The sequence below is a fragment of the Clostridium sp. BSD2780061688st1 H5 genome (genome assembly GCF_005845155.1).
GTDB classification, from domain to species: Bacteria; Bacillota; Clostridia; order Lachnospirales; family Lachnospiraceae; genus Claveliimonas; species Claveliimonas intestinigallinarum.
Window position 1 is genome coordinate 102,192 of the sequence record NZ_SPGT01000006.1, and the last position, 23,126, is coordinate 125,317.

A 23,126-nucleotide genomic window follows, 5' to 3' on the forward strand; every position below is an offset into this window, starting at 1 on the left:
ACTTTCTTGTCAGGAAATTACAGCTGCTTAAAAAAGTGTTTCCATAAACGCATTGACAAAAGATAATTTTCTTACTATACTGAAGATGAAAAGAAGCATTGCATATCGGATCAAAGCCGATGTGGCAGCTCTTTGAGATGATTAGTTATCTGCGTCTGTGACGCAAACGCCCATCACGCTTGCCAGAGCGGATGGGCGTTTGCCTTTGCCGGGATACTGTTTTCCTGTATATGAGGAAAATCAAACAAATGATTTTGTATGTAATCTCAAACACAGCGACAGTATCCAGCAGATTGATTTATACCCGCTAATCCAATTACTCCCCTCTTCCACCTCGGGCCATCTCCTTCATCTCCCTCGCGTTCTCCAGGACCGCGTCGGTGATCTTCGCGCCTCCCAGTATCCTTGCCAGCTCCTCAACGGATTCCTCCTCCGAGAGCTGACGGATACCGGTGTGGGTCGTTCCCTCTTCCACCGTCTTCTCGATCATGTAGTGAGCGTCCGCCTGGGCGGCGATCTGAGCCAGATGGGTGATACAGATGACCTGGTGGGTCTTCCCGATGACAGCCATCTTCTCGGACACCTTCTGGGCTGTCCGGCCGCTGATCCCCACGTCGATCTCGTCAAAGATAAGGGTCGGTATCTCGTCCCTGTCCGCCATCACTGTCTTGATGGCCAGCATGATCCTGGACAGCTCGCCTCCGGAAGCCACCTCCGCCAGGGGCTTTAAGGGCTCTCCCGGGTTCATGGAGATCATGTAGGCGATGTCGTCCTTTCCGTTTGAGGTATACTCCGGCAGACCGGAAAAATCGATCTGGAACCGTACATCGGCGAAATTCAGATCACGCAGTCCCTCTGTGATCCTGTCAGCAAAAAGCAGACTCTGCTCCTTTCTCAGCCTTGTAAGGACAGTGGTATTCTTCTCCAGATGCTTAAGAGAGCGCTCGTACTTCTCCTTCAACTCCTCCAGGTAGCGGTCGTAGTCGTTCAGCACCAGGAGACGGCTTTTTTTCTCCTCACAGTAGGCCCTGATCTCTTCGATAGTGCTGCCGTATTTTGTCTTGAGCCGGTTGATCTCATTGAGCCGGTTCTCCGTCTCGGCAAAGTCCTCATCAGAGAACTCCAGCGACTTCTCATAGTCTGCCAGTTCCCTGTTGAAATCATTCAGAAGGCTGTCTACCTCCAGAAGCTGCTCGTAGAGCTGACGGGCATCCTCGTCCAGTCCTGCCGCCTCCGCAAGACACCTGGCCGCCCGGCTGAGGCACTCGCTGGCGCTGCCCGCCTCCCCGCTTGTGTAGCCGTGGGCCTCACTGACACCTTCCACGATCCTCTTGCTGTTGACCATGCGCCGGTAGCTCTCCTCCAGCTCCTCATCCTCGCCGTCCCTCAGTCCGGCGTCCTCGATCTCGCCTATCTCAAATTCGAGAAAAGAGGCTTCCTTCGCCCGCTCTGCCTCGTCCTGATCAGCCTCCTCCAGCTCTTTTTTCCACTTTCTGTACTCCTGGAAGGAGAAGCGGACCTTCTCCTTTGCCTCCAGGATCTTCTCGGATGCAAAGGCATCCAGCAGCTCCAGCTGTCTCTTCTTGTAGAGAAGAGACTGGTGTTCATGCTGTCCGTGTATGTCGATCAGGATGGCGGCTGCCTCCTTGAGGAGAGAGATGGGCACGGTCTCTCCGTTGATCTTGCTTGTACTGCGGCCCTCCATGAGACGCCGGCTCAGGACGACTGTCCCCTCCTCGGGAAAGATATCCAGCTTTTTAAGCTTCTCCTCCTGCTTCTCATTCTCCACTGTAAAGGTCAGCTCCACAAATCCGTACCTGGCGCCCTTGCGCAGGATATCTGTGGTGTATCTGGCCCCAAGAGCAAGGCTGACCGAACCGAGGATAATCGATTTCCCCGCTCCGGTCTCTCCTGTCAGTATGTTCAGCCCTTTCTGGAAGTCGATCTCCACTTCATCGATCAGGGCAAGATTTTTTACATGTAAATTCTGTAACATACAGCCTCCTGTATCCTTATACTGTATCTTTCAAAAGCCACTAAGAAACAATTTTGCTGATCTTATCCATGACAGCTATGGTCTCGTCCACACTGCGGATCACACAGATGATAGTATCGTCCCCGGCCACGCTCCCGATGATCTCATTCCACTTCATGGCATCCAGGGCAGCGCACACCGCGTTCGCCATACCCACCACGGTCTTGATCACGAGGATATTCTGAGCCTTGTCCATGGAGACATAGCCGTCCCGGAGTACCCGGATATATTTCTCACTCATCTCGGACTCACCCTTCTGGTGCACCGCGTATTTCTGTCTGCCGTCGTCTGTAGGCACCTTGGTCAGCTTCAGATCCCGGATATCCCTGGATACAGTGGCCTGGGTCACCTTAAAGCCCTCTTTGTTCAGGTATTCTGCCAGCTCCTCCTGTGTCTCAATTCTGTATTTATTGATGAGTTCTACTATCTTCGCATGTCGGTTGATCTTCATGGTATCAGTTTCCTTTCATCTTTCTGCGCATGATTTCGAGAAAGCTGACCTTGCTCAGCTTCATCAGCTTTGTCACGTGCTCTGATCTGCGCACCAGGACTCTGTCTCCGGTCCGCATCTCCACCACATCCGCGCCGTCAAATGTGGCGAACACTTCCTCTTCTCTCCCGTTTCTCCCCTGCCCGATCTGAACGATAACCTCATCCTCCGCGGACAGCACAATGCTGCTTGTGTTCAGCGCATGGGAGCAGATGGGGGTGAGGACGATGAGGGACGCTGTCGGCTCTACCACAGGTCCTCCTGCCGACAGGTTGTAGGCTGTGGAGCCAGTGGGGGTGGATATGATCATTCCGTCCGCCTCGTAGGAATTCAGGCAGGCGCCGTTCACATATACATCAAAATGAATGACCCGCAGGCTTCCTTTTCTGGAAATTACGATGTCGTTGAGGGCCACGTCCGGCTCCTTCCCCTGAAAATGTCCCTCCAGCATCATCCTCTCCTCAATGCAGTAATCCCCCTGCAGGATCTGTGCCAGCGCCTCATCCAGCCTGGCGGGATCCACCTCGGTCAGGTAACCCAGCGTCCCCATATTAATGCCCAAAATGGGAATCTCATTTTTCAGGATCCTTGCCACCTCTATGAGGCTGCCGTCTCCGCCGATGACAATGGCGCAGTCTGCATCCTCGGGAACTGTCTCCCGGATGATATTTTTTTTCTCATCCTTCTCCGAGAACAGGCATGTCTTCCCTGCGCCCTCAAGGATGTGCCGGATCCTGTCCGTGACCCTTCCGTCTCTGTCTTTTCCATCATTCGTCACTATATAAAACCGTTCCATCTTCTAACCTCGCAGTGCTTCAAATGCTTCTGACACAACCGTCTCCACAGCGATCCCATCCTCCACAGCCGCCTGCGAGGGATCACATTTTTCCAGGTGGACCAGATACTCGATATTCCCCTCCGGCCCTTTGATGGGCGAAAATGTCAGGTCCAGCACCCGGAAGCCAATGGAAAGGGCATAGGAAATAATCTGGCTGATGACCTCCAGATGGGTGCTCTTTTCCCGCACCACCCCTTTCTTTCCGACTTTCTCCCTGCCGGCCTCAAACTGGGGCTTGATAAGAGCCACGATCTGCCCTTTCTCTGTCAGATAGTCCCGGATAGGGCCGAGCACCTTTGTGAGGGAGATGAAGGATACATCTATGGAGGAGAAGTCGATGGGCTCCCCCAAATCCTCCGGCTTTACGTAGCGGATGTTTGTCTTTTCCATACAGACCACCCGGTCATCCTGGCGCAGCTTCCAGTCAAGCTGTCCCCGTCCCACATCTATGGCAAACACCTTGACCGCGCCGTTTTGCAGCATGCAGTCTGTGAACCCGCCTGTGGAGGATCCCACATCTGTGCAGACCTTTCCCTCCACGGACACGTCAAAGCACTTCAGAGCCTTCTCCAGCTTCAGTCCCCCTCTGCTGACATAGGGAAGGGTGTGCCCTCTGACCTCAATCTGTACATCCTCCGGGAAGGTTGTGCCGGCCTTGTCCTCCTTCTGTCCGTCCACATACACAATGCCGGACATGATGATGGCCTTGGCCTTCTCTCTGGAACCGGCGAGATTTCTTTTTACAAGCAATACATCCAGACGCTCTTTCATGGCTGTTCTCCTTTCAGATATCCTTTTCTGCCCTTTTGGAGCATGCAAGTATATACGCAGTCACAATGCGCTTCATCATGGAAGGAGCATCCAGAAGGACCTCTCTTCGCAGCACATCCACGCTGCCGTGCTCGATATAGTCGTCCGGCAGGGCCAGATTCAGCACCTTTACCGGAAGTCCCTGAGCGGACACGTACTCTGTCACCTGCTCCCCAAAGCCTCCGCAGAGGACGTTCTCCTCTATGGTGACGATGAGACTGTGGCGCTTTGCCAACTCCTCGATCATCTCGCTGTCAATGGGCTTGACAAATCTGGCGTTGACCAGACTGCAATTGTACCCGGTCTCCTTGATAAGCCTGCGGGTCTTCAGGGCCTCCTCAAACATGTGGCCCACACTCACGATGGCAATGCTCTCCTCCTCGTAGATGACCTCGCTCTTTCCGTACCGGATGGGGGAGCGGAACTCCTCGCAGCCGTCGTAGGCTGTTCCACGGGGATAGCGCAGCGCGATGGGTCCCTCATAGTCCACAGCAAAGCGCAGCATATCCGCCAGCTCCCAGCGGTTCTTGGGCGACATGACAGTCATATTGGGGATGCTGCCCAGATAGGACAGGTCAAAGATCCCCTGGTGAGTCTCCCCGTCGCTGCCCACCAGTCCGGCCCTGTCCACCGCAAAGACAACCGGCAGGTTCTGCAGTCCCACATCGTGTATGATCTGGTCATACCCTCTCTGGAGGAAGGAGGAGTACACGGCAAACACTGGCTTCATCCCCCCTGCCGCCAGACCGGCCGCAAAGGTGACCGCGTGGCCCTCTGCGATGCCCACGTCGAAAAACCGTTTCGGGAAACGGCGCTGGAACTCGGAGAGGCCGGTGCCGTCCGCCATGGCGGCTGTGATGACCGCCACCCTGGGATTTCTCTTGCCGATATCGCAGATCACCTTTGAGAACACATCCGTGTATGTATCCTTCTTCTTTGTGCCAACAGGCTTTCCCGTCTCTATGTCGAAGGGACCTGTCCCATGGAAGCGGGCCGGCTCCTGCTCCGCCGGCTCGTAGCCCTTTCCCTTCTGGGTGAGGACGTGGAGAAGGACAGGCCCCTCCACCTTTTTCGCCTCCCGCAGGGCCCGGCAGAGCATGGCGATGTCATGTCCCGGTATGGGCCCCAGATAGGTGATCCCCATATCCTCAAAGAGCATGCCCGGCACTACCAGCTGCTTGATGCTGTTCTTTGTCCGGCGGATCTGCTCGATGATGGAGTCCCCCGCTACCGGAATTCTGTGGAGGGTGTTGGTGACTCCCTTTTTCAGGCCTGTATAGATGTCCGCTGTCCGCAGACGGGCCAGATAGTCGGACATGCCGCCTACATTCTCCGATATGGACATCTCATTGTCATTTAAGATAATAATAAAATTGGTCTTGATCCGCGCCGCGTTGTTCAGGGCCTCGTAGGCCATGCCGCCGGTCATGGCGCCGTCTCCTATAACAGAGAGGACACTGTAGTCCTGCCCCAGGAGATCACGGGCCTGCACGTACCCCAGCCCCGCGGAGATGGAGGTGGAGCTGTGCCCCGTATCAAAGGCGTCGCAGGCGCTCTCCTTCCGCTTCGGAAAGCCGCTCATGCCCCCGTATTTGCGCAGGTCGTCAAAGCCCGCCCTGCGCCCTGTCAGGATCTTATGGGTGTAGGACTGATGCCCCACATCCCAGATCATCTTGTCCTCCGGGAGCTGGAACACTCTGTGCATGGCGATAGTGAGCTCCACCACACCCAGATTGGAGGCCAGATGGCCTCCTGTCATACTGATCTTTTCGATCAGGAACTGCCTGATCTCCGCCGCCAGCTCCTCCAGCTCCTCGGCCCTAAGTTTTTTTACATCATTTTCTCTCTCGATCCGATCTAACAACATACCTGTCGCTCCTTATTTCTCCCGGTGGATCAGCTTCTCGATGAGCCATGCCAGGTAGCCGTTTTCCCCGGGAAGCTCTCCCAGAAGACGGACAGCCTCCATGGACGCTGTCTCCACCAGCCTTCCCGCCTCCTTGAGTCCGACCAGAGTCACGTAGGTGCTCTTCTCATTCTTCTCATCGCTGTGGACCGGCTTTCCCAGCACCTCGCTGGTGCTGGTCACATCCAGGATGTCATCCTGCACCTGGAAGGCAAAGCCCACATTGGAGGCAATCTTCTCCACCTTCTTCACATCTCCATCCGAGGCGCCGGCGAGGATGGCGCCGATCATCATGGAGCTCTCGATAAGCGCCCCTGTCTTCAGCTCATAGATAAAATCCAGCACCTCTCTTGAGACAGCGTGTCCCGTCTCCTTCACATCCACCACCTGACCGCCGATCATGCCGTGGATGCCCGCCTTTGCGGACAGGACACGGAGGGCTTTTCCTATGAGAAGGGCTTTATCCGGATACTGCTCAAAAGCCGAGGAGGCCGTCTCAAAGGCATAGTTTAAAAGGGCATCGCCTGCCAGGATCCCCATGTCCTCCCCGTAGACCACATGGGTGGTCTTCCGTCCTCTCCGGTACTCGTCATTGTCCATAGCCGGCAGGTCGTCGTGGACAAGGGAGTAGGTGTGGATCATCTCCATAGCCGCCATAAAGGGCTCCACCAGCTCTCCCTCTCCGCCAAAGAGGCGGTAGGTCTCCTGCATCAGCATGGGGCGGAGCCGCTTGCCGCCTGCCATGAGGCTGTACTCCATGGCCTCCATGATGATCTTCTGCAATCCCTCCTTTGAGGGCAGATACTTTGTGAGCAGGGCCTCTATCTCCTCAACCTTCTGCTCCCGCTCTCGCTCATACTCCATCCTACTGCAACTCATGGGTCTCTCCTTTTTCATCCAGAACCTGTATCTGTTTTTCCACTCTGTCTATCCTGTCGCTGCACGCCTTCAGCATGTCCATTCCCCTGTGGTAGAGCTGAAAGGACTTCTCAAGGGAGGACTCCTCCTCCAGCGCTCCTGTCAACGCCTCCAGCTCCGCAAAGAGCTGCTCCAGCGTCTGCTCTCCTTCCGCGGGCACTGTCTGCTCCTCTATTCTCTCTTCCATGGTGTCCCTCCTTCATCCTGCACATCCTCCGCTCTGGCCCGGATCACACCGTCCGAGACGTAGATGCGCAGCTCCATATCTTTTTCCACCTGGCGGATGCTCTTTACCGCCTCCCGTCTGCCGCCGGACTCCCTCTCCACGTAAGAGTAGCCCTGATTCAGCTTTCCGGCGGGGGAGAGCCCCCGCATCTTCTCAATGTAAATGGCAAGCTGGTGTCTCGCCCTCTGCACCTTCTGCTCCATGCTCCGCCTCATGGCATCCTCCAGCTCCACCAGCATCTGCCGTCTCTCCCGCAGCTTGTTGCCGGGGTGGAGATACTGGAGCCTGGCCTCGTATTTCTGAAGCCGCAGGCGGCTCACCTGGAGCACTCTGTCCATCTGCCTGTTCATCTGCAGGGCCGTCTCCTGCAGGCGCTGGTCAAAGAGCCGGATATCCCACACTGCCAGCTCGGCCGCAGCCGAGGGCGTGGGAGCCCGCAGGTCCGCCACATAGTCAGCGATGGTGGTGTCGGTCTCGTGTCCAACCGCGGAGATCACCGGCACAGAGCAGTCAAAGATGGCTCTGGCCACTATCTCCTCGTTGAAGGCCCAGAGATCCTCGATTGAACCGCCGCCTCTGCCAACGATCATCACATCCACACCGGCCTGCTCCAGCATGCGTATTCCTTTTACAATGCTCTCCTTTGCCCCCTCACCCTGCACCTGGGCCGGGTAGAGAATGAGCTGCACGTAGGGATTCCGGCGCCTGCTGATATTCATGATATCCCGCACAGCCGCCCCGGTGGATGCCGTCACTACGCCCACCCGCATGGCAAAGGGCGGGATGGGTTTTTTGTACTCGGGGGCAAACATGCCCATCTCCTCCAGCTCCTTTTTCAGGGCCTGGAATTTCTCGTATAGAACGCCCTCACCGTCCAGCCGGATCTGCCTCGCGTAGAGCTGGTATGTACCTCCACGCTCATACACGCTGACCGAGCCAAAGACGATCACCTGCTGTCCCTCCGTCATACGAAAAGAGAGCCCTCCACGCTGCCCTGCAAACATGACACAGGCAATCGTTCCGGACTCATCCTTCAATGAAAAATATATATGACCCGACGTGTGGTACTTACAGTTTGACACTTCGCCTTTAACGTAAATACGGTTCAGCATGAAATCCTGGGTGAACATATTCCGGATATAGGCATTTACCTGTTTTACTGTATAAACATTTCCCGCCATGATCTGTCAATGCACCTCTCGTCTCAGTCTGCGATCCTGGCCAGAACGCCGTTTATGAAAGAGGGGCTCTCGTCCCCGCCAAACCGCTTGGCAAGCTCCACTGCCTCGTTGATCGCCACAGACACAGGCACGTCATCGTCCCACTTCATCTCATAGACAGCCAGGCGCAGGATCGTAAGATCCACCTTGTTCATCCTGGTGGTCTTCCAGCCTGTCGTGTGCTCACCGATCAGCTTGTCGATCTCCTCCTTGTGCTCAGCGACAGCCTGGGCTTTCTTCCGGATATATTCCCTGTCCTTCTCCTTCGCCTCCTCAAGCTGGTCAAAATACAGCTCCAGCTGCTGGGGCATCTCCTCTTCGGCGTTGAACTCCAGTCCAAACACCAGCTTAAATATATGTTCCCTAGACTCTGATCTCTTCACTTACGCTTCCTCCGGAACATCCACGCCTGCGATGCGGATATTCACGTCCGCAACAGTAAGGCCTGTCATATTTTCGATGGCTGCCTTCACCTTCTCCTGCACCTTCTGGCAGATGTCCATGACATTGTAGCCATACTTCAGGTTCAGCTTCAGGGACACTGTGACAATTCCCTCCAGCACGTCCACCTTCACGCCCTTTGACAGGGACTTCATGCCCAGCTTGCTGATCAGCTCTCTCGTGGCATTGCCGGACATGGACGCCACTCCGTCCACCTCCATGGCCGCAAGGCCGGCGATGATGGCCACCACCTCGTCAGCGATCTTCACCTCGCCGAGATTTTCATCCTCTTTTATTGTATAGGTACTTCTCTCGTCTTTTCCCATAAAAATGCCCTCCATATATGTGTTACAAATTCACATTACATTATTAATATACATTATAACAAATTTATATGCAAATGCCAACACTTTCTCCTGCGAACGAACTCCGTGTCCTATGAGCGGCCGAATTCCGAGAGGACAAGTCCCTCGTTCCGGTCCAGAGTCATGCGGATACTCCATTCGTTGATAAAGAGGAGCAGCGGACGGTCCTTCAGATCCTTGATTTTCTTCATGTCCGAAGTGCCTACAAGGTGATCCAGATCCAGGTCTTCGTTCTCGATCCAGCGGATGTGCTCGTAGGGCAGCGTATCCAGGCGGATTTCCACCTTGTACTCGTTCTCCAGACGGTACTTGAGCACGTCGAACTGCAGGACGCCCACAACGCCCACGATAATCTCCTCCATACCGGTATTGTACTCCTGGAAGATCTGGATGGCTCCCTCCTGGGCAATCTGGCTGATACCCTTGATGAACTGCTTTCTCTTCATGGTGTCCACCTGGCGGACTCTTGCAAAGTGCTCCGGGGCAAAGGTGGGGATGCCCTCAAAGGCAAATTTCTCCGGGGAGGCGGTCAGCGTATCTCCGATGGAGAAAATGCCCGGGTCAAAGACGCCGATGATATCTCCCGCATAGGCGTTCTCAATGATCTTTCTCTCGCTGGCCATCATCTGCTGGGGCTGGGAGAGCCGCACCTTCTTGCCCCCCTGGATGTGATGGACCTCCATGCCGGCGTCAAATTTGCCGGAGCAGATGCGCATGAAGGCGATCCTGTCCCTGTGGGCCTTGTTCATGTTGGCCTGTATCTTGAACACAAAGGCCGAGAAATCCGGCTCCTCCATGGGATCGATGTCCCCCTTGTCAGATTTTCTCGGGAGAGGGGATGAGGTCATATCAAGGAAGTGCTGCAGGAAGGTCTCCACGCCGAAGTTGGTCAGTGCGGAGCCGAAAAATACCGGCGACAGCTCTCCACGGCTGACCAGTTCCTGGTCAAACTCGGCTCCTGCTCCGTCCTGGAGCTCAATCTCCTCCTCCAGCTGTAGTCTCTGGTTGTCATCGATGAGCCAGGCGATCTCCGGGTCATCGATCTTCACCTTTTTGACCTCTCCCTGGGTCGTTCCCTTCTTTGTGTCGGAGAAGAGCTCCACCTCTCTCTCCTTCCTGTCATACACGCCCTTAAAGCTCTTGCCCGAGCCGATGGGCCAGTTGATGGGGCAGGTCGCAATTCCCAACTCATTCTCGATGTCGTCCAGCAGCTCAAAGGTATCCATGGCCTCCCGGTCCATCTTGTTGATAAAGGTAAAGATGGGGATGTGGCGCATGGTACAGACCTTGAACAGCTTTCTCGTCTGGGCCTCCACACCCTTGGACGCGTCGATCACCATGACGGCGGAGTCCGCCGCCATCAGAGTCCGGTAGGTATCCTCCGAGAAGTCCTGGTGACCCGGTGTATCCAGAATATTGATACAGTACCCGTCGTACTCAAACTGCAGGACAGAGGATGTGACGGAGATACCTCTCTCCTTCTCGATCTCCATCCAGTCCGACACAGCGTGCTTTGCGGTAGCCTTTCCCTTCACGCTTCCCGCCTGGTTGATGGCTCCCCCGTAGAGCAGGAACTTCTCTGTCAGAGTCGTCTTTCCCGCGTCCGGGTGGGAAATGATGGCAAAGGTGCGGCGCCTTTTGATTTCATCTTTCATCTGTTTTGTCAATTCCGGCATGATATAAGCTCTCCTCTATATTCTAATTTACATCAGATAGTCGTTTTACTCCGAATATACAGTTTACCACAGGTCGTGCCGTCTGTGCAATTGTTTTAATCTCCATCTCTGCAAAAAAAGCCCAAACTGCCAGCGCAAAACAGCGGGGCAGCCAAAGCTGTCCCGCTGTACACTGTACCTGTCCGTACCCGCTATCTCTCTTCCTTATCTTCCTTCTCCGTCCGCTGCCCCGTAGGAGCTGTGGGGCTCGTAGAGGTTTTCATACTCCGGCGTCACCCTGCCGTCCCAGTAGAAGGTCCGCAGCCCTTTTCCGCTTCTTCCACTCTCCCCTCTTGCCGCCTCTCCATTGACTACAGACGTGCTGGCGGAGACGAGATACTGGCAGCTGCTCCCCTCTGTGGAAACCATATCTACAAGGTTCGCTCCCCCGTAGAGCTTCAGTGTGACCGTGGGCTGGTCATCGATCACAAGATCCTGCCACATCCTGTTAAAGCTCTCTATCTGGTAAGCTCTATCTTCCTGCACATTGCCTGCGCCGCACACGAGATAGTAGCCGTGGGCCGGTATGGATCCGGCCAGCCCGACTGTCCTCTCTGTCCGCACGCCGTCGCTGTCCACGGTGGAGCCGGCCTCGTCCTCCACGGCCCCCGAGCTGTAGCCCAGTATGTAATCGTCCAGACGAACGGCCTCGTCTCCAGGGTTGTAGAGCTCTACAAAGTCGTTGGAGAAGACTCCCTCCCCGCCTCCGGCTCCGTAGAACTGGGAAATGATCACCTTCCCCTGCTGTCCTGTCTGTTGTCCTGGCTCTGTTTTTTCCACAGCTTCTGCCTCTGCCTGGAAAGCCGTCCTGTTCGCCGGAGCCTGCACAGCTCCCGCTCTCATGCCGTACATGCCGGCCAGACCGGCGGCCACCACTGCGGCGGACAAAAGCTTGATAAACGCATCCCGAAGCGCCCTCTTCTCTCTCCCTGTCATCCTCTCATTCCCTTTCTGCCCCTGGTATCTTTCTTCGTTCTTATCTTAACAGCTCCAGTTCAAATCCATCTTTGCTTTCCGTTAAATCTTTGTAAAGCTACTCCGCTGTGTTGATGGGTGTGATGACGATATTCTGGGCGGCAATCCCGGTTTTTCTTGTAATAATATCCTCGATCTGCGCCCGGTTAGCGTCCGACAGCTCCGAGGCACTGACCACCACGTCCGCGCTGTCCGCCGTCAGGCTGACTACCGCGTCAGTAAATCCCTTGGAGGCCAGCAGGGTTTCGGACGCCGCCTCCTTTTCCGCAAGATCAGTCATCTGGACCATCTGGTTGACAGCGTCCTGCTTCTGCTCATCGCTCAGATTTTGGTTGTCAATGATGGAGAGGAGATCCTCCTTGTTCTTTGCCCGCACCTGCTCTCTTGTCACCTTCGCCTCTGCCACCACCGCGCTGGCATCCCCGCTTGTCAGCACAGCCTCGCCGGGTGTGCCGTCCACACCTCCGTCGTCTGTCTCCCCGTCCGTCCCGGCAGCGTCCCCGTCTATATCCTGGCTCTCAATGTCGTCCGAGCTGGCAGACACGTCCTCCTCGGATATGTCCAGAAGCTCCTGGCTGGCCAGATCCCCGCTCGTCTGAGCCGCGTCGTCCTTCTCCCCGAAGAGCCGCCCCGAGTAGTTCAGATACCCCGCCGCAGCGATCATGACCGCAAGAGCCGCAATGATGATCTGGTTTTTCCTGAATATTTTTTTCACTCTGCTACCTCCTTAATTTTCATTCAGCTTCATCACCTTAATTTTATGCGTGTCTACATTAAATAATGCCTGCACCGCCTCCGTTATGTTCTGCACGGTGACGGGCTGGTCCCCGCCCTGGGCGATCACCACCACCCCCTCCACGGAAGGGGTCAGCTCCTTTGTCACGTAGGGCTCCTGCCCGGCGGAGGTGCCGCTGCCAGGCTCACCGTATACAGTGGTACCGCTGGAGCTGCTCCTTGCTGTGGTGCGTGTTCCCCCCTGGCTGTCCTGCTCTGTCACCGTCTCGCTCTCCTGCTCCTCATCCTTCTCCACTACCTTCTCGGAGGTGGAACGGAGGGTCACCATGACCTTCACCTTCCCCACGCCGGACACCTCTGACAGGGCCTCCTCCAGTCTTTTCTCCATGTACTGCGCATAGTCCACACCTCCGGAAAGCCCGGTGCCCGCCTCCTGCCCGCCCTGGGACAGGGAGGAGTCCTCCTCCCCGCTTTTGTCTGAGACGGGGAGGGTGATCACCAGCAGCAGCACACCCGCCAGGAGAAGGATCAGCAGCCGATCCTTCCGAAGCCAGGTCCTGGCGCCTCCTGCCGTCAGCTTTCCAAGCCATTCTTTGATTTTTTTACTGTCCAATCCTGATCTCCTCCACACTGATCCTGTTGCCCCCTGTCTCCTCTGCCTCCGACTCTTTAGTATCCGGCTCTTCGGGGCCCGGCTCCGCGCTGTCCGGCTTTCCGCCATTCGCTGGCAGGCCCTCCCCTGACCCGATATCCTCCAGGTAGGCCCCCGCCTCCTGGATCTGCCGCAGCTCCTCCGCGTAGGCAGTGCCCTGGTAGATGGCAGAGAACTCCTGCCCCATGCCCAGCAGCTTCATGACCGGCGTCAGGAGGAGGATGACGAGCAGGAGCCCTGTGAAAAAGCGGATATATTTTTTGTAGGCCTGGCCGGGGATCACATGGCTGAGCACAGCGGAGAACACCATAAAATAAGCGAGGCTCCTGATCCACCCATAGAGCTGCTCCAGCATATCGCACCTCCTTTTCTCACGATTATTACCTGCCTGCTCTCTATCCGCTGTTCGTGGTAGCAGCCACAATGGCCACGGTCAGGAGAAAGAGCATGCCGGCGGTAAAGATGAGCCGCATCAGGAGCTGGCAGGCGTCCGCCATTCCACCGATGCAGCCGATGAGCCGTTTGTCCGACACAGGCTGCAGGACCGCAGCGGCCAGCTTATACATGAGCACCATGAGACCGGCCTGCACAAGGGGCACCATGCAAAGCGCAAAGCAGATGATCACCCCGGCTATGCCAATGCCGTTTTTGACCACCACCGCCGTCCCGAGGATGACCTCCGCCGTGCCGCCGATGGCGTCTCCCACGCCTGGTATGGCCTCCACGCCCCGGGTCAGCACACTGCGCTTTACGCTGTCTACAGCCGGGGCGATAAGCCCCTGTATAGTGTTCAGTCCGATGACAAGTGCCAGCAGAGTCTTTAGAGTCCAGGACACGATGGTCTCGATCAGCTCGATAAATCTGGACAGATACTCCTCCTGGGACAGATAGTTCAGCACCTTGATCATCATGTACACGTGAAGGGCAGGCAGCAGAAGCTTCACCATAAACACCTCCACCAGCAGGATGACAAAAAGCGCCAGATTGTAGAACGCCGCGGCTGTCATGCTCCCCTTTGCCAGGGAGACAGCGATAAAGTAGACCGGACAGAGGGCCTTCATAAATTCTGTCAGAAGCCCGATCCCGTCCTCCACCCAGGCCGCTGCGCTCTGGAAGGCTCCCAGACAGAGAGCGATCATAAGCATGTAGAGTACATAGAAGCTGATCTCTGATATCTGGCGCGCCTGAAAGACCTCCGCAAAATTGGCAAACACAGCCGCGATCACCGCGATGAGGACCATGTGGATCAGACTCTCCCGGTTTACCTCCAGGGCGTGAAAGAGCTGATCCGATATGAGCCGCCCAAGGAGATCCACCGAGACGGACAGGTCTCCTGTGATGACAGCCCTGACCGTCTCTCCAAAGTCCAGCTTTTCATCCGGGAAGATCTCCTCCAGCGTCTCATTGATCTGATCCAGTTCCAGCTCTTCCTCCAGTATCTCCTCTGCCCGGTCTGTTGTCTGCGTCTGCTCCTTCTCTTCTGTATCCGCCGCCAGGCTCCTGGCCGGAGCAAGGAGACAGCAGGCGAGGAGGCAGCAGACAAGGACAGGCAGAAGGAGGCACAGACGCCGTAATGGCAGGCGGCTTCCCTTTCTTCTGTGGCTCATGACAGAAACTCCCCTATCAGCTCCAGCAGCGAGAACACCACCGGCAGGCCCAGCACGAGAACCGCCAGCTTGGCAAACACTTCGATCTGCTGGGCAATGGTCTGATAGCCTGCATCCCTGCACAGGGCCGAGGAAAATTCAGCCACAAAAGTGATCCCCAGCATTTTCAGCAGCATCTCTATGTAGGCCGGAGCCAGATCAATGTAGGCTGTGATCTCGTCCAGGCGGGCCACCACCGCCGCGATCCTGTCAAGGACAGCAAAAAAGATGAGAAGGCTGATGCCGGCGCAGATATATATCCCGTATTCTGTTTTTCCACCCTTGAACTGGATGGCCAGGAGCGTTCCCGCCACCCCCAGCAGGGCAATCTGTAAAATGTCCATCTTCCATCACCTTGTCTTCCCTCGGCGTCCGCCACGCTGTCAGAGCAAAGGGCTCTACAGCGAAAACAGGCCCTGTATGGCTGCAAACAGATCATAAATGTAGGGCACGATCCAGAACAGTACAAGGAGGAGTCCCGCCAGGCTTGTGAGAAAGGCCTGCTCTTCCCTGCCGCTGTGCTTCAGCACCTGGCTCAGCACAGAGACAAGGATGCCAACTGCCGCAATTTTAAATATCAGATCTACTTCCATCTTCTCCTCCTATATGAGCAGGATTGCCAGCAGGATACCGCCGGACATGCCGAGGACCCTGTAAAGCTTTTTCTGTGTCTGCATGGTCTGCTGCATTTCCTCCATCCGCGTCTCCAGGTGCTCCGCGTACATCTGCAGGTGGGAGATCTGCATCTTCACATCCGCTGTCCCCAGGTAACGCCCCAGGGCGTACAGCCTCCTCTTCTCCCCCTCCTTCAGTGCCAGCCTGGCAAGGTGCTCTCTGGCTGTCTCCTCCCAGATACAGGGCAAAGAGCCCTCCTCCCGCAGGTCCATTTTCTCCTGCATACTGAGGAGCCAGGACCGGTAAGGCTCCTCCTGGTTTGCCGCGATGGCAAGGAAGGCCTCCGATAGAAAGGATCTGGCGTACCGGATCTCCCCCTGGAGCATGTACACGATCCTGCGGATGTCCTGCATCTGCCGGTACTCCTCCTCAAGCGTGTCCGCTGCCCGAAAGCCGAACAGAGAAGCTGTGCCGATGACAAGAAATCCGCCGGCCAGCCGGATCATCCCTCCCTCCTCACGGGCCGCCCGTACTCGTCGTATATGCCCTCTATCTGTCCTCTTCCCTCCAGGACGATGTACCGCTCAAAGCGCTTCTCGTCAATCATTTTTCTGGATACCGGCTTCTTCCTCAGCTCTTCAATGGAGGCGCCGTGCATGGTGGCGATCAGCTTACAGCCGCAGTGCATGGCGTACTCTATAGCGTGCACATCCTCCTGGGCACCTATCTCATCCACAGCGATCACCTGGGGCGCCATGGAGCGGATCAGCATGATCATGCCCTCCGCCTTGGGGCATCCGTCCAGCACATCTGTGCGTATGCCCAGATGATTTTGGGCCACTCCCCTCCAGCAGCCCGCGATCTCTGACCGCTCGTCCACCACACCCACTGTCATGCCCTTTACAAGCTGGTTTCCGTCGGAAATCTGCCGGACCATGTCCCGCAGAAGGGTCGTCTTTCCGCATCCCGGCGGCGAGAGGATCAGGGTGTGCGCCACCCTGCCGCCCCGGACCACATAGGGCATGATCTTGTCCGCGCACCCTTCTATCTCGTGGGAAATGCGGATGTTGACCGAGGAGATATACTTCAGATTTTTCACATGCCCTCCGTCCAGTATGACCTGCCCTGTCATGCCCACTCTGTGTCCTCCCTCTATCGTGATAAATCCCTGCCTCATCTCATCCTCATAGGCGTAGAGGGAGAAGTTGCTCGTGTAATCCACGGCCTCCCTCACATCTCTTGCCGTCACCACATAGGGGTGGCCCCTGCCGGGGATCCTCTCCTCCCCGCGGCACCTGATCAGCAGCGGCTGACCGGTACGGAGCTTGATCTCCTGAAGCTCGTCATAATTTGTAACCTCTTTATCCAGCACCTGCCGCACCCTCTCCGGGAGGATGCTCCACACTCTTTCTTTCTGCATCTTTGTCCACCTCTTTAACCCATATATATGTTGTGGACAATCATTTATTCCTGTCAGCTTTCAAAACCCACAATAAAAAGGCATGCCTCAGAGCCCATAAAAGGGGATGAAGCATGCCTTTTTTGCATTGATAGCTTTCTGTATTCTTCTATATCCTGCGCGGTCTGTCTCTACTGCGCCACGTCCTTCATACTGAAGGAGAAGCGTCCCATCTTGTCCTTTCCGAGGCATACGACCTTCACCACATCGCCCAGGGTGAGCACGTCCTCCACCTGCTTGATGTGCTGCTTGGAGATCTTGGAAATGTGTACCATTCCCTCTTTTCCAGGAGCAAACTCAAGGAAAGCGCCAAACTCTTTGATGCTGACAACCTTTCCTTCCAGCACCTGTCCGGCCTCAAAGTCTGTGACGATGATCTCGATAAGGCGTCTCGCCCTCTCCATGGACTCGCTCTCTGTTCCGCAGATGGATACAGAGCCGTCGTCCTCAATATCGATCTTCACGCCGGTCTCCTCGATGATGGCATTGATGGTCTTTCCTCTCTGGCCAACCACATCACCGATCTTCTGGGGATCGATCTGCATCTGGATGATCTTCGGCGCATAGGGGCCCACCTCCGGTCTTGGCTCAGCGATAGTCTTTGCCATCACCTCGTCCAGGATGTAGGTTCTTGCCTTCTTTGTGGCTGCAATGGCCTCCTCGATGATGGGCCTTGTCAGTCCGTGGATCTTAATATCCATCTGGATGGCTGTGATACCCTTGTGTGTACCTGCCACCTTGAAGTCCATATCCCCGAAGAAGTCCTCCAGTCCCTGAATGTCTGTCAGCACCAGGTAATCGTCATCTGTCTCCCCTGTCACCAGGCCTGCGGAGATACCCGCAACTGCGGATTTGATGGGCACGCCCGCCGCCATCAGCGACATGGAGGAGGCGCACACGCTGGCCTGGGATGTGGAACCGTTGGACTCAAATGTCTCGGACACTGTACGGATAGCATAAGGGAACTCGCTCTCGCTGGGAAGTACAGGTATAAGCGCTCTCTCAGCCAGAGCTCCGTGACCGATCTCGCGGCGTCCCGGTCCTCTGGAAGGTCTTGTCTCACCTACAGAGTAGGACGGGAAATTGTAGTGGTGCATATAGCGCTTGGATGTCTCACGCTCGTCCAGCCCGTCCAGGCGCTGCGCCTCAGACAGAGGCGCCAGTGTAGTCACTGTGCAGATCTGTGTCTGTCCTCTCGTAAACATGGCGGAGCCGTGCACTCTCGGGATCAGATCCACCTCTGCGGAGAGGGGACGGATCTGGTCGATGGCCCTTCCGTCCGGGCGCTTGTGATCCTTCAGGATCATCTTGCGCACCGTCTTTTTCTGATACTGGTACACTGCCTCAGACAGCTTCTCCAGATACTCCTCGTTGTCTGCAAAAGCCTCCTCCAGCTTCTCTGTCACCTGGCGGATATTCTCCTCTCTTGTCTGCTTGTCGTCCGTGAAGACTGCCTCCTCCATCTCCTGGGGCGGAACCACCTTCTGGATGTCGTCAAACAGCTCCTGGGGAACGGCAAAGCTCTCATAGGAGTGCTTCGGCTTTCCGCACTCAGCAACGATGGTCTCAATGAAGGCGATGACCTTCTGGTTCAGCTCATGGGCCGCAAAGATGGCCTCGACCATCTTGTCCTCCGGAACCTCGTTTGCTCCGGCCTCGATCATGATCACCTTCTCCTTTGTGGATGCCACGGTGAGGGCCAGGTCGGAAGCCTCTCTCTGGTCTGCGGTTGGGTTGAACACGAACTCGCCGTCCACCAGACCCACCTGCGTGGTGGAGATAGGGCCGTCAAAGGGGATGTCGGAAATACATGTGGCGATGGCAGCTCCCAGCATGGCCGTCAGCTCAGGCGCACAGTCCTGATCCACAGACAGCACCAGGTTCTCCAGCGTTACATCGTTTCTGTAGTCCTTGGGGAAAAGGGGGCGCATAGGCCGGTCGATGACGCGGTCTGTGAGGATGGCGTTCTCGGAAGCCTTTCCCTCACGCTTGTTAAATCCGCCCGGGATCTTTCCGACAGCGTACATTCTCTCATTGTACTCAACGCTCAGCGGGAAGAAATCAATGCCCTCCCGGGGTTTCTCAGATGCGGTTGCCGTACAAAGAACCGTCGTGTCGCCATAGTGCATGAGCACAGCGCCGTTGGCCTGCTTGGCCACTCTGTCCACATCGACACGGAGTGTTCTTCCGGCTAATTCCATTTCATACTTCTTATACATGTCATTCTCCTTTTAAAAATAGTATTCAGCCGGGGCAGGCAAAACCGAAACTACTGAAAAACATATTTGCCGGGGCAACTGTGCTTTTCAGTGGTCTCGGAATTTATCCCTGCCCACAATCTAAGTTATTATATCATAGAAATGACTGACAGGCAAGAAAAAGGGACGCCCATTTTGGGTGTCCCTCTGTATCTTGCGATCCGATTATTTTCTCAGACCAAGTCTCTCGATCAGTGCACGGTATCTCTCGATATCTTTCTTTTTCAGATAAGCGAGAAGGCCTCTTCTCTGACCAACCATCTTCAGAAGTCCTCTTCTTGAGTGGTGATCCTTCGGGTTTGCCTTGAAGTGGTCTGTCAGGTCGTTGATCCTGGCTGTCAGGATAGCGATCTGTACCTCCGGAGAACCTGTGTCTCCCTCTCCTCTTCCATACTCAGCGATGATCTGTGCTTTCTGCTCTTTTGAAATCATGTTTCATTTCCTCCTTTTTCTGATACTTGGCCAGGCATTAAGTAATGGTCGGAGTCTTCCTTTTACCGAACGCCGGCTGTCTTTTTACCACTTGCGTAGTATAGCATATGCAGATGGGAAAGTAAACACTTTTTTACTTTAAGTTTCTACTTTGAGCCGGCGAAAAACTCTCTTCCGCAGGCAATATCCATGTCCACATGGCGCTTCATCTCCTCCACGTCCCGAAACCTCTGCTCCGGACGGCGGAAGGCCCTGAGCCTGATCTTCACGCGCTTCCCGTAGGCGTTGCCGCTGTAGTCAAGGAGAAAGCTCTCCACAAGCATCCTGCCGCTGTCCGTCACCGTGGGCTTGACGCCCAGGTTGCCGATGGCGTTGTACCAGCTTCCATCCACCTCCACCTGCTCCAGATAGACGCCGTTAGGGGGGAGGAGCTTCTCCTTCGGCGGCTCCACATTGAAGGTGGGAAAGCCCAGGGTGCGGCCCAGCTTTTTCCCGTGCTCCACCGTCCCCTCCAGCTCGTAGGGATAGCCCAGGAGTGTCTCGGCCAGAGCCATGTCCCCAGCCGCCAGCGCCTCCTTCACAAAGGTGCTGCTGATCTCCCGGTCCTCGTATCGCTCCTTGTCCACCACCTCAAGCTGATAGTCATAGATATGCTGATAGGCGGCCAGCATGTGCACGTCCCCTCTCTTCTGATAGCCGAAATGAAAATCAGTACCCACCACCACGTATGCTGCCTGGAAAAGTCCGGCGATCACATCCCGGATAAAATCCTCCGCGCTCATCTGGCTGAAGCTCTCGGTAAAGGGGCAGCTAACCAGATAGTCCACCTGTCCCTCCAGATGCCTCTTTCTTTCCTCCTGTGTCATCAGCACCTGGTAAGGGCGGTTCAGACGCCGGCACAGGGGCTCCATGTCAAAGGCACATACAATGCTGTTCAGCCCGTCTGCCCTGCCGTATTCTGTTACTTTCTCCACAAGCTTCTGATGTCCCTTGTGCAGGCCGTCAAATTTCCCCAGCGTCACAGCGCTCCTGCCTGCCGCGCTGAAGGTCTCCAGTCCATTTATATACTGCATTGCGATCCCTTCTTTGTCCTCTGTCCTGTCCTGCCTCTATGGGCTGAAGAACATCTTTTCATTTTTGTAAATATGCTTTTTCTGCTGATAGCGGTACAGCGCAATGAACCGGCCCCGGCTGTCGTACACGCGCACCAGCTGACCGTCCTCCCCCTCCGGAAGGCGGAGAGGATTGCCGTTGTATAAAAGAGGCTCCAGGCGCTCTGGCACGTCCAGCCTGGGACAGTCCGCGAACACGCTGTCCACAGGTATGAGATGCTCCTCAAACGTGCCCTCCTCCCTGTACCTCTCAAGCTCCGAGAGCCTTACGCTGTCCTCTATCCTGAAATGTCCCACTCTGGTGCGCAGAAGCTCCTCCATGCATCCCCCCACGCCCAGCAGCTCCCCGATGTCATCGCAGAGGGTGCGGATGTAGGTTCCCTTGGAGCACTCCACCTCGATCCAGACCCGGGGCAGATCCATCTTCCTGATCTCTATCCTGTGAATCTGTACCTTCCGGGCTTTGCGCTCCACCGTCTTTCCCTCCCGGGCCAGTTCGTAGAGCTTTTTTCCATCTACCTTTAAGGCGGAGTACATGGGAGGCGTCTGCATATAGTCCCCCAGGAAGCTCTCCACCGCTCTTCTGACAGTCTCCTTTGCAAGTCCCGAAGTATCTCTCTCCTCCAGGCAGGCCCCGGATATATCCTGGGTGTCTGTTCTCCGTCCCAGCAGCAGTACTGCCTGATAGGTCTTGCTTTTGTCTGTCAGCACGTCGCACACCTTGGTGGCCTTTCCCAGACAGACGGGAAGGACGCCCTCCGCATCCGGATCCAGCGTCCCTGTATGCCCGACTTTTTTCTGCCCGGCAATGCCTCTCAGCCTTGCCACCACATCGTGGGATGTGTAGCCTTTCTCTTTATAAACATTGAAAATGCCGTCCAACATGCGTTATGCCTCTTCTGTCTTCGTTTCTTCCGGTTCAAGCTGGAGGGCGATCTGCCCTGCCAGGTTGTTGATCACATCGTGGACTGTGCCGGGCATGGTGCAGCCGGCCGCCTTCACGTGGCCGCCGCCTCCAAAGTAGACAGCCACCCTGCTGACATCCACCTTCTCCTTTGACCGGAGGCTGACCTTGTAGACATTTGGCTCCTGCTCATAGAGGAAAATGGCCACCTCCACGCCCTTCGTGATCCGAAGCTGGCTGACGATTCCATCCAGCTCCTTGGGTGTCACACCGTAAAATTTCATCACCGCCTGGGAGACTGAGGAGAAAATGCACTGTCCATGCATAAAGACAATGCTCTCAAGAAGCGCCCGTCCCAGGATCTGGTTCTGGGCATAGCTCTTTTCACAATAGGTCCTCTCTATGATGGATGGCGCATCCACTCCCTTCTCCAGCAGGTCCGCCGCTATGCGGAAGGTCTCCGGCCCTGCGCAGGAATACTGGAACACGCCGGTGTCGTGCACGATCCCTATGTAGAGGGCCTCCGCGATCTCCTTTGTTATCTTTTCTCTGTCCAGGAGATGGAAGACCAGCTCCGAGGTGGAGCTTGCGTCCGGCACGATATAGTTTTCATCCGCAAAGGCCTGGTTGCTGATATGGTGATCCACACAGAAAGTCTGCGCTGCGCTCTCGAAGAGAGGGCCGGAGAAGCCCAGCCTCTCCGCATCTCCGCAGTCCAGACAGATAAACAGGTCGTAGGTTTTTCCCGGCTGCACCTGATGGCGGATATCCCCGGTCCCCTTCACAAAGGAGAAATGGGAGGGGATCTCCTCCAGGTACACGTCTGTCTCTATGTCTTTATAGTTGTTTCTCAAATACTGGTAAAGCCCCATGCAGGCGCCGACGCAGTCGCCGTCGGGCCGCACGTGTCCGCCTATTGCAACAGAGGTCTTTCCCTCCAGAAGTTCTGCCAGTTTATTCTGCATCCTCCGCATCTCCTTTTTGATCCATGCCTTTGGTTACGTCTGCTATCTTTTTGGACATATTGACGCCGTACTCAATGGACTGATCCAGAATGAACCGGATCTCCGGCGTGTTTCTCATGTTCAGTGTATGTGCCAGCTCCCTCCGGATATAGCCCTCCGCGCTTTTCAGGCCGGTAATGGTATCAGCCTGGGCCTTCTCGTCTCCCAGCACGCTGATGTAGGCCTTGCAGGTCTTTAAATCCGGGGCCACCTCCACAGCGACGACAGAGGTCCACGGCGCGATCCGCGGATCCTTGATGCCGCCCCTGAGGATGTTGGAGAGTTCCCTTAGCACTTCCGTGTTGACTCTTGTATTCTTAATGCTGTTCTTTCTCATAGATCTCTCTCCTTACTGCGGCAGCCAGACGGG

The 23,126-nt window shown here is 55.7% G+C and carries 26 protein-coding genes; all 26 read right to left on the minus strand.

The features are described 5' to 3' along the window. Positions 1-316: 316 nt before the first annotated feature. The 26 genes from recN to rbfA all read right to left on the minus strand — a co-directional run bounded on the left by recN (position 317) and on the right by rbfA (position 23,093). On the minus strand, positions 317-1,996 hold the full coding sequence (gene recN / locus FGQ86_RS05685) for a DNA repair protein RecN (protein WP_138303181.1): 1,680 nt from the start codon (positions 1,994-1,996) through the stop codon (positions 317-319). Between the two features lie 40 nt (positions 1,997-2,036). Beyond that, positions 2,037-2,486 carry an arginine repressor gene (gene argR / locus FGQ86_RS05690; RefSeq protein WP_033125544.1) on the minus strand — a complete coding sequence of 150 codons (450 nt, stop codon included), beginning with the start codon at positions 2,484-2,486 and terminating at the stop codon, positions 2,037-2,039. A 4-nt stretch (positions 2,487-2,490) separates the two neighbouring features. Next, on the minus strand, positions 2,491-3,321 hold the full coding sequence (locus tag FGQ86_RS05695; RefSeq protein ID WP_033125543.1) for an NAD(+)/NADH kinase: 831 nt from the start codon (positions 3,319-3,321) through the stop codon (positions 2,491-2,493). A 3-nt stretch (positions 3,322-3,324) separates the two neighbouring features. Continuing rightward, on the minus strand, positions 3,325-4,134 hold the full coding sequence (locus FGQ86_RS05700) for a TlyA family RNA methyltransferase (protein WP_033125542.1): 810 nt from the start codon (positions 4,132-4,134) through the stop codon (positions 3,325-3,327). Between the two features lie 13 nt (positions 4,135-4,147). Continuing rightward, a complete protein-coding gene (gene dxs, locus FGQ86_RS05705; protein ID WP_138303182.1) occupies positions 4,148-6,040 on the minus strand; it encodes a 1-deoxy-D-xylulose-5-phosphate synthase in 1,893 nt (630 codons plus the stop codon). 12 nt (positions 6,041-6,052) lie between these two features. Further along, complete coding sequence (locus tag FGQ86_RS05710; RefSeq protein ID WP_033125540.1) at positions 6,053-6,943, minus strand: polyprenyl synthetase family protein; 891 nt, start codon at positions 6,941-6,943, stop codon at positions 6,053-6,055. Between the two features lies 1 nt (position 6,944). Next, on the minus strand, positions 6,945-7,184 hold the full coding sequence (gene xseB / locus FGQ86_RS05715) for an exodeoxyribonuclease VII small subunit (RefSeq protein ID WP_033125539.1): 240 nt from the start codon (positions 7,182-7,184) through the stop codon (positions 6,945-6,947). Then, positions 7,169-8,404: an exodeoxyribonuclease VII large subunit gene (gene xseA, locus FGQ86_RS05720; protein WP_033125538.1), complete on the minus strand. Its 1,236-nt coding sequence runs from the start codon at positions 8,402-8,404 to the stop codon at positions 7,169-7,171. The genes xseB and xseA overlap by 16 nt, the downstream gene beginning before the upstream one ends. A gap of 23 nt (positions 8,405-8,427) precedes the next feature. Beyond that, on the minus strand, positions 8,428-8,826 hold the full coding sequence (gene nusB, locus FGQ86_RS05725) for a transcription antitermination factor NusB (protein ID WP_138303183.1): 399 nt from the start codon (positions 8,824-8,826) through the stop codon (positions 8,428-8,430). Continuing rightward, a complete protein-coding gene (locus FGQ86_RS05730) occupies positions 8,827-9,210 on the minus strand; it encodes an Asp23/Gls24 family envelope stress response protein (RefSeq protein WP_033125536.1) in 384 nt (127 codons plus the stop codon). A gap of 110 nt (positions 9,211-9,320) precedes the next feature. Next, positions 9,321-10,925, minus strand: a complete 1,605-nt coding sequence (locus tag FGQ86_RS05735) for a peptide chain release factor 3 (protein ID WP_138303184.1) — start codon at positions 10,923-10,925, stop codon at positions 9,321-9,323. A gap of 204 nt (positions 10,926-11,129) precedes the next feature. Beyond that, entirely contained in the window at positions 11,130-11,900 is a 771-nt protein-coding gene (locus FGQ86_RS05740) for a lamin tail domain-containing protein (protein ID WP_138303185.1), read from the minus strand. Between the two features lie 97 nt (positions 11,901-11,997). Then, positions 11,998-12,654 carry a SpoIIIAH-like family protein gene (locus tag FGQ86_RS05745; protein WP_138303186.1) on the minus strand — a complete coding sequence of 219 codons (657 nt, stop codon included), beginning with the start codon at positions 12,652-12,654 and terminating at the stop codon, positions 11,998-12,000. A 12-nt stretch (positions 12,655-12,666) separates the two neighbouring features. Then, complete coding sequence (locus tag FGQ86_RS05750; RefSeq protein WP_243127174.1) at positions 12,667-13,287, minus strand: stage III sporulation protein AG; 621 nt, start codon at positions 13,285-13,287, stop codon at positions 12,667-12,669. Continuing rightward, entirely contained in the window at positions 13,277-13,681 is a 405-nt protein-coding gene (locus FGQ86_RS05755; RefSeq protein WP_033125530.1) for a stage III sporulation protein AF, read from the minus strand. The genes FGQ86_RS05750 and FGQ86_RS05755 overlap by 11 nt, the downstream gene beginning before the upstream one ends. 40 nt (positions 13,682-13,721) lie before the next feature. Continuing rightward, a complete protein-coding gene (locus FGQ86_RS05760) occupies positions 13,722-14,933 on the minus strand; it encodes a stage III sporulation protein AE (protein WP_138303187.1) in 1,212 nt (403 codons plus the stop codon). Then, entirely contained in the window at positions 14,930-15,316 is a 387-nt protein-coding gene (locus FGQ86_RS05765; RefSeq protein ID WP_033125528.1) for a SpoIIIAC/SpoIIIAD family protein, read from the minus strand. The genes FGQ86_RS05760 and FGQ86_RS05765 overlap by 4 nt, the downstream gene beginning before the upstream one ends. Before the next feature lie 54 nt (positions 15,317-15,370). Continuing rightward, positions 15,371-15,565: a stage III sporulation protein AC gene (gene spoIIIAC / locus FGQ86_RS05770; protein ID WP_033125527.1), complete on the minus strand. Its 195-nt coding sequence runs from the start codon at positions 15,563-15,565 to the stop codon at positions 15,371-15,373. Positions 15,566-15,574: 9 nt separating this feature from the next. Beyond that, on the minus strand, positions 15,575-16,093 hold the full coding sequence (locus FGQ86_RS05775) for a stage III sporulation protein AB (RefSeq protein ID WP_033125526.1): 519 nt from the start codon (positions 16,091-16,093) through the stop codon (positions 15,575-15,577). After that, positions 16,090-17,007: a stage III sporulation protein AA gene (gene spoIIIAA, locus FGQ86_RS05780; protein ID WP_033125525.1), complete on the minus strand. Its 918-nt coding sequence runs from the start codon at positions 17,005-17,007 to the stop codon at positions 16,090-16,092. The genes FGQ86_RS05775 and spoIIIAA overlap by 4 nt, the downstream gene beginning before the upstream one ends. Positions 17,008-17,177: 170 nt before the next feature. Further along, on the minus strand, positions 17,178-19,265 hold the full coding sequence (locus tag FGQ86_RS05785) for a polyribonucleotide nucleotidyltransferase (protein ID WP_138303188.1): 2,088 nt from the start codon (positions 19,263-19,265) through the stop codon (positions 17,178-17,180). Positions 19,266-19,469: 204 nt separating this feature from the next. Then, on the minus strand, positions 19,470-19,736 hold the full coding sequence (gene rpsO, locus FGQ86_RS05790) for a 30S ribosomal protein S15 (RefSeq protein ID WP_033125523.1): 267 nt from the start codon (positions 19,734-19,736) through the stop codon (positions 19,470-19,472). 146 nt (positions 19,737-19,882) lie between these two features. Continuing rightward, positions 19,883-20,809, minus strand: coding sequence for a bifunctional riboflavin kinase/FAD synthetase (locus FGQ86_RS05795; protein WP_138303189.1), 927 nt, complete (start codon positions 20,807-20,809; stop codon positions 19,883-19,885). Positions 20,810-20,845: 36 nt separating this feature from the next. After that, positions 20,846-21,733, minus strand: coding sequence for a tRNA pseudouridine(55) synthase TruB (truB, locus tag FGQ86_RS05800; RefSeq protein WP_138303190.1), 888 nt, complete (start codon positions 21,731-21,733; stop codon positions 20,846-20,848). 3 nt (positions 21,734-21,736) lie between these two features. Continuing rightward, entirely contained in the window at positions 21,737-22,717 is a 981-nt protein-coding gene (locus FGQ86_RS05805; RefSeq protein ID WP_138303191.1) for a bifunctional oligoribonuclease/PAP phosphatase NrnA, read from the minus strand. Continuing rightward, entirely contained in the window at positions 22,707-23,093 is a 387-nt protein-coding gene (gene rbfA, locus FGQ86_RS05810; RefSeq protein ID WP_138303192.1) for a 30S ribosome-binding factor RbfA, read from the minus strand. The genes FGQ86_RS05805 and rbfA overlap by 11 nt, the downstream gene beginning before the upstream one ends. Between the last annotated feature and the right edge of the window lie 33 nt (positions 23,094-23,126).

Coding starts and splice junctions, on each gene's coding strand:
- FGQ86_RS05795 (WP_138303189.1), bottom strand. CDS start 20,809: ATGCAGTATATAAATGGACTGGAGACCTTCAGCGCGGCAGGCAGGAGC.
- FGQ86_RS05730 (WP_033125536.1), bottom strand. CDS start 9,210: ATGGGAAAAGACGAGAGAAGTACCTATACAATAAAAGAGGATGAAAAT.
- FGQ86_RS05755 (WP_033125530.1), bottom strand. CDS start 13,681: ATGCTGGAGCAGCTCTATGGGTGGATCAGGAGCCTCGCTTATTTTATG.
- FGQ86_RS05765 (WP_033125528.1), bottom strand. CDS start 15,316: ATGGACATTTTACAGATTGCCCTGCTGGGGGTGGCGGGAACGCTCCTG.
- FGQ86_RS05700 (WP_033125542.1), bottom strand. CDS start 4,134: ATGAAAGAGCGTCTGGATGTATTGCTTGTAAAAAGAAATCTCGCCGGT.
- FGQ86_RS05740 (WP_138303185.1), bottom strand. CDS start 11,900: ATGACAGGGAGAGAGAAGAGGGCGCTTCGGGATGCGTTTATCAAGCTT.
- dxs (WP_138303182.1), bottom strand. CDS start 6,040: ATGTTGTTAGATCGGATCGAGAGAGAAAATGATGTAAAAAAACTTAGG.
- truB (WP_138303190.1), bottom strand. CDS start 21,733: ATGTTGGACGGCATTTTCAATGTTTATAAAGAGAAAGGCTACACATCC.
- FGQ86_RS05805 (WP_138303191.1), bottom strand. CDS start 22,717: ATGCAGAATAAACTGGCAGAACTTCTGGAGGGAAAGACCTCTGTTGCA.
- FGQ86_RS05695 (WP_033125543.1), bottom strand. CDS start 3,321: ATGGAACGGTTTTATATAGTGACGAATGATGGAAAAGACAGAGACGGA.
- recN (WP_138303181.1), bottom strand. CDS start 1,996: ATGTTACAGAATTTACATGTAAAAAATCTTGCCCTGATCGATGAAGTG.
- spoIIIAA (WP_033125525.1), bottom strand. CDS start 17,007: ATGCAGAAAGAAAGAGTGTGGAGCATCCTCCCGGAGAGGGTGCGGCAG.
- argR (WP_033125544.1), bottom strand. CDS start 2,486: ATGAAGATCAACCGACATGCGAAGATAGTAGAACTCATCAATAAATAC.
- FGQ86_RS05785 (WP_138303188.1), bottom strand. CDS start 19,265: ATGTATAAGAAGTATGAAATGGAATTAGCCGGAAGAACACTCCGTGTC.
- rpsO (WP_033125523.1), bottom strand. CDS start 19,736: ATGATTTCAAAAGAGCAGAAAGCACAGATCATCGCTGAGTATGGAAGA.
- rbfA (WP_138303192.1), bottom strand. CDS start 23,093: ATGAGAAAGAACAGCATTAAGAATACAAGAGTCAACACGGAAGTGCTA.
- FGQ86_RS05775 (WP_033125526.1), bottom strand. CDS start 16,093: ATGATCCGGCTGGCCGGCGGATTTCTTGTCATCGGCACAGCTTCTCTG.
- xseB (WP_033125539.1), bottom strand. CDS start 7,184: ATGGAAGAGAGAATAGAGGAGCAGACAGTGCCCGCGGAAGGAGAGCAG.
- FGQ86_RS05735 (WP_138303184.1), bottom strand. CDS start 10,925: ATGCCGGAATTGACAAAACAGATGAAAGATGAAATCAAAAGGCGCCGC.
- FGQ86_RS05710 (WP_033125540.1), bottom strand. CDS start 6,943: ATGGAGTATGAGCGAGAGCGGGAGCAGAAGGTTGAGGAGATAGAGGCC.
- FGQ86_RS05760 (WP_138303187.1), bottom strand. CDS start 14,933: ATGAGCCACAGAAGAAAGGGAAGCCGCCTGCCATTACGGCGTCTGTGC.
- xseA (WP_033125538.1), bottom strand. CDS start 8,404: ATGGCGGGAAATGTTTATACAGTAAAACAGGTAAATGCCTATATCCGG.
- spoIIIAC (WP_033125527.1), bottom strand. CDS start 15,565: ATGGAAGTAGATCTGATATTTAAAATTGCGGCAGTTGGCATCCTTGTC.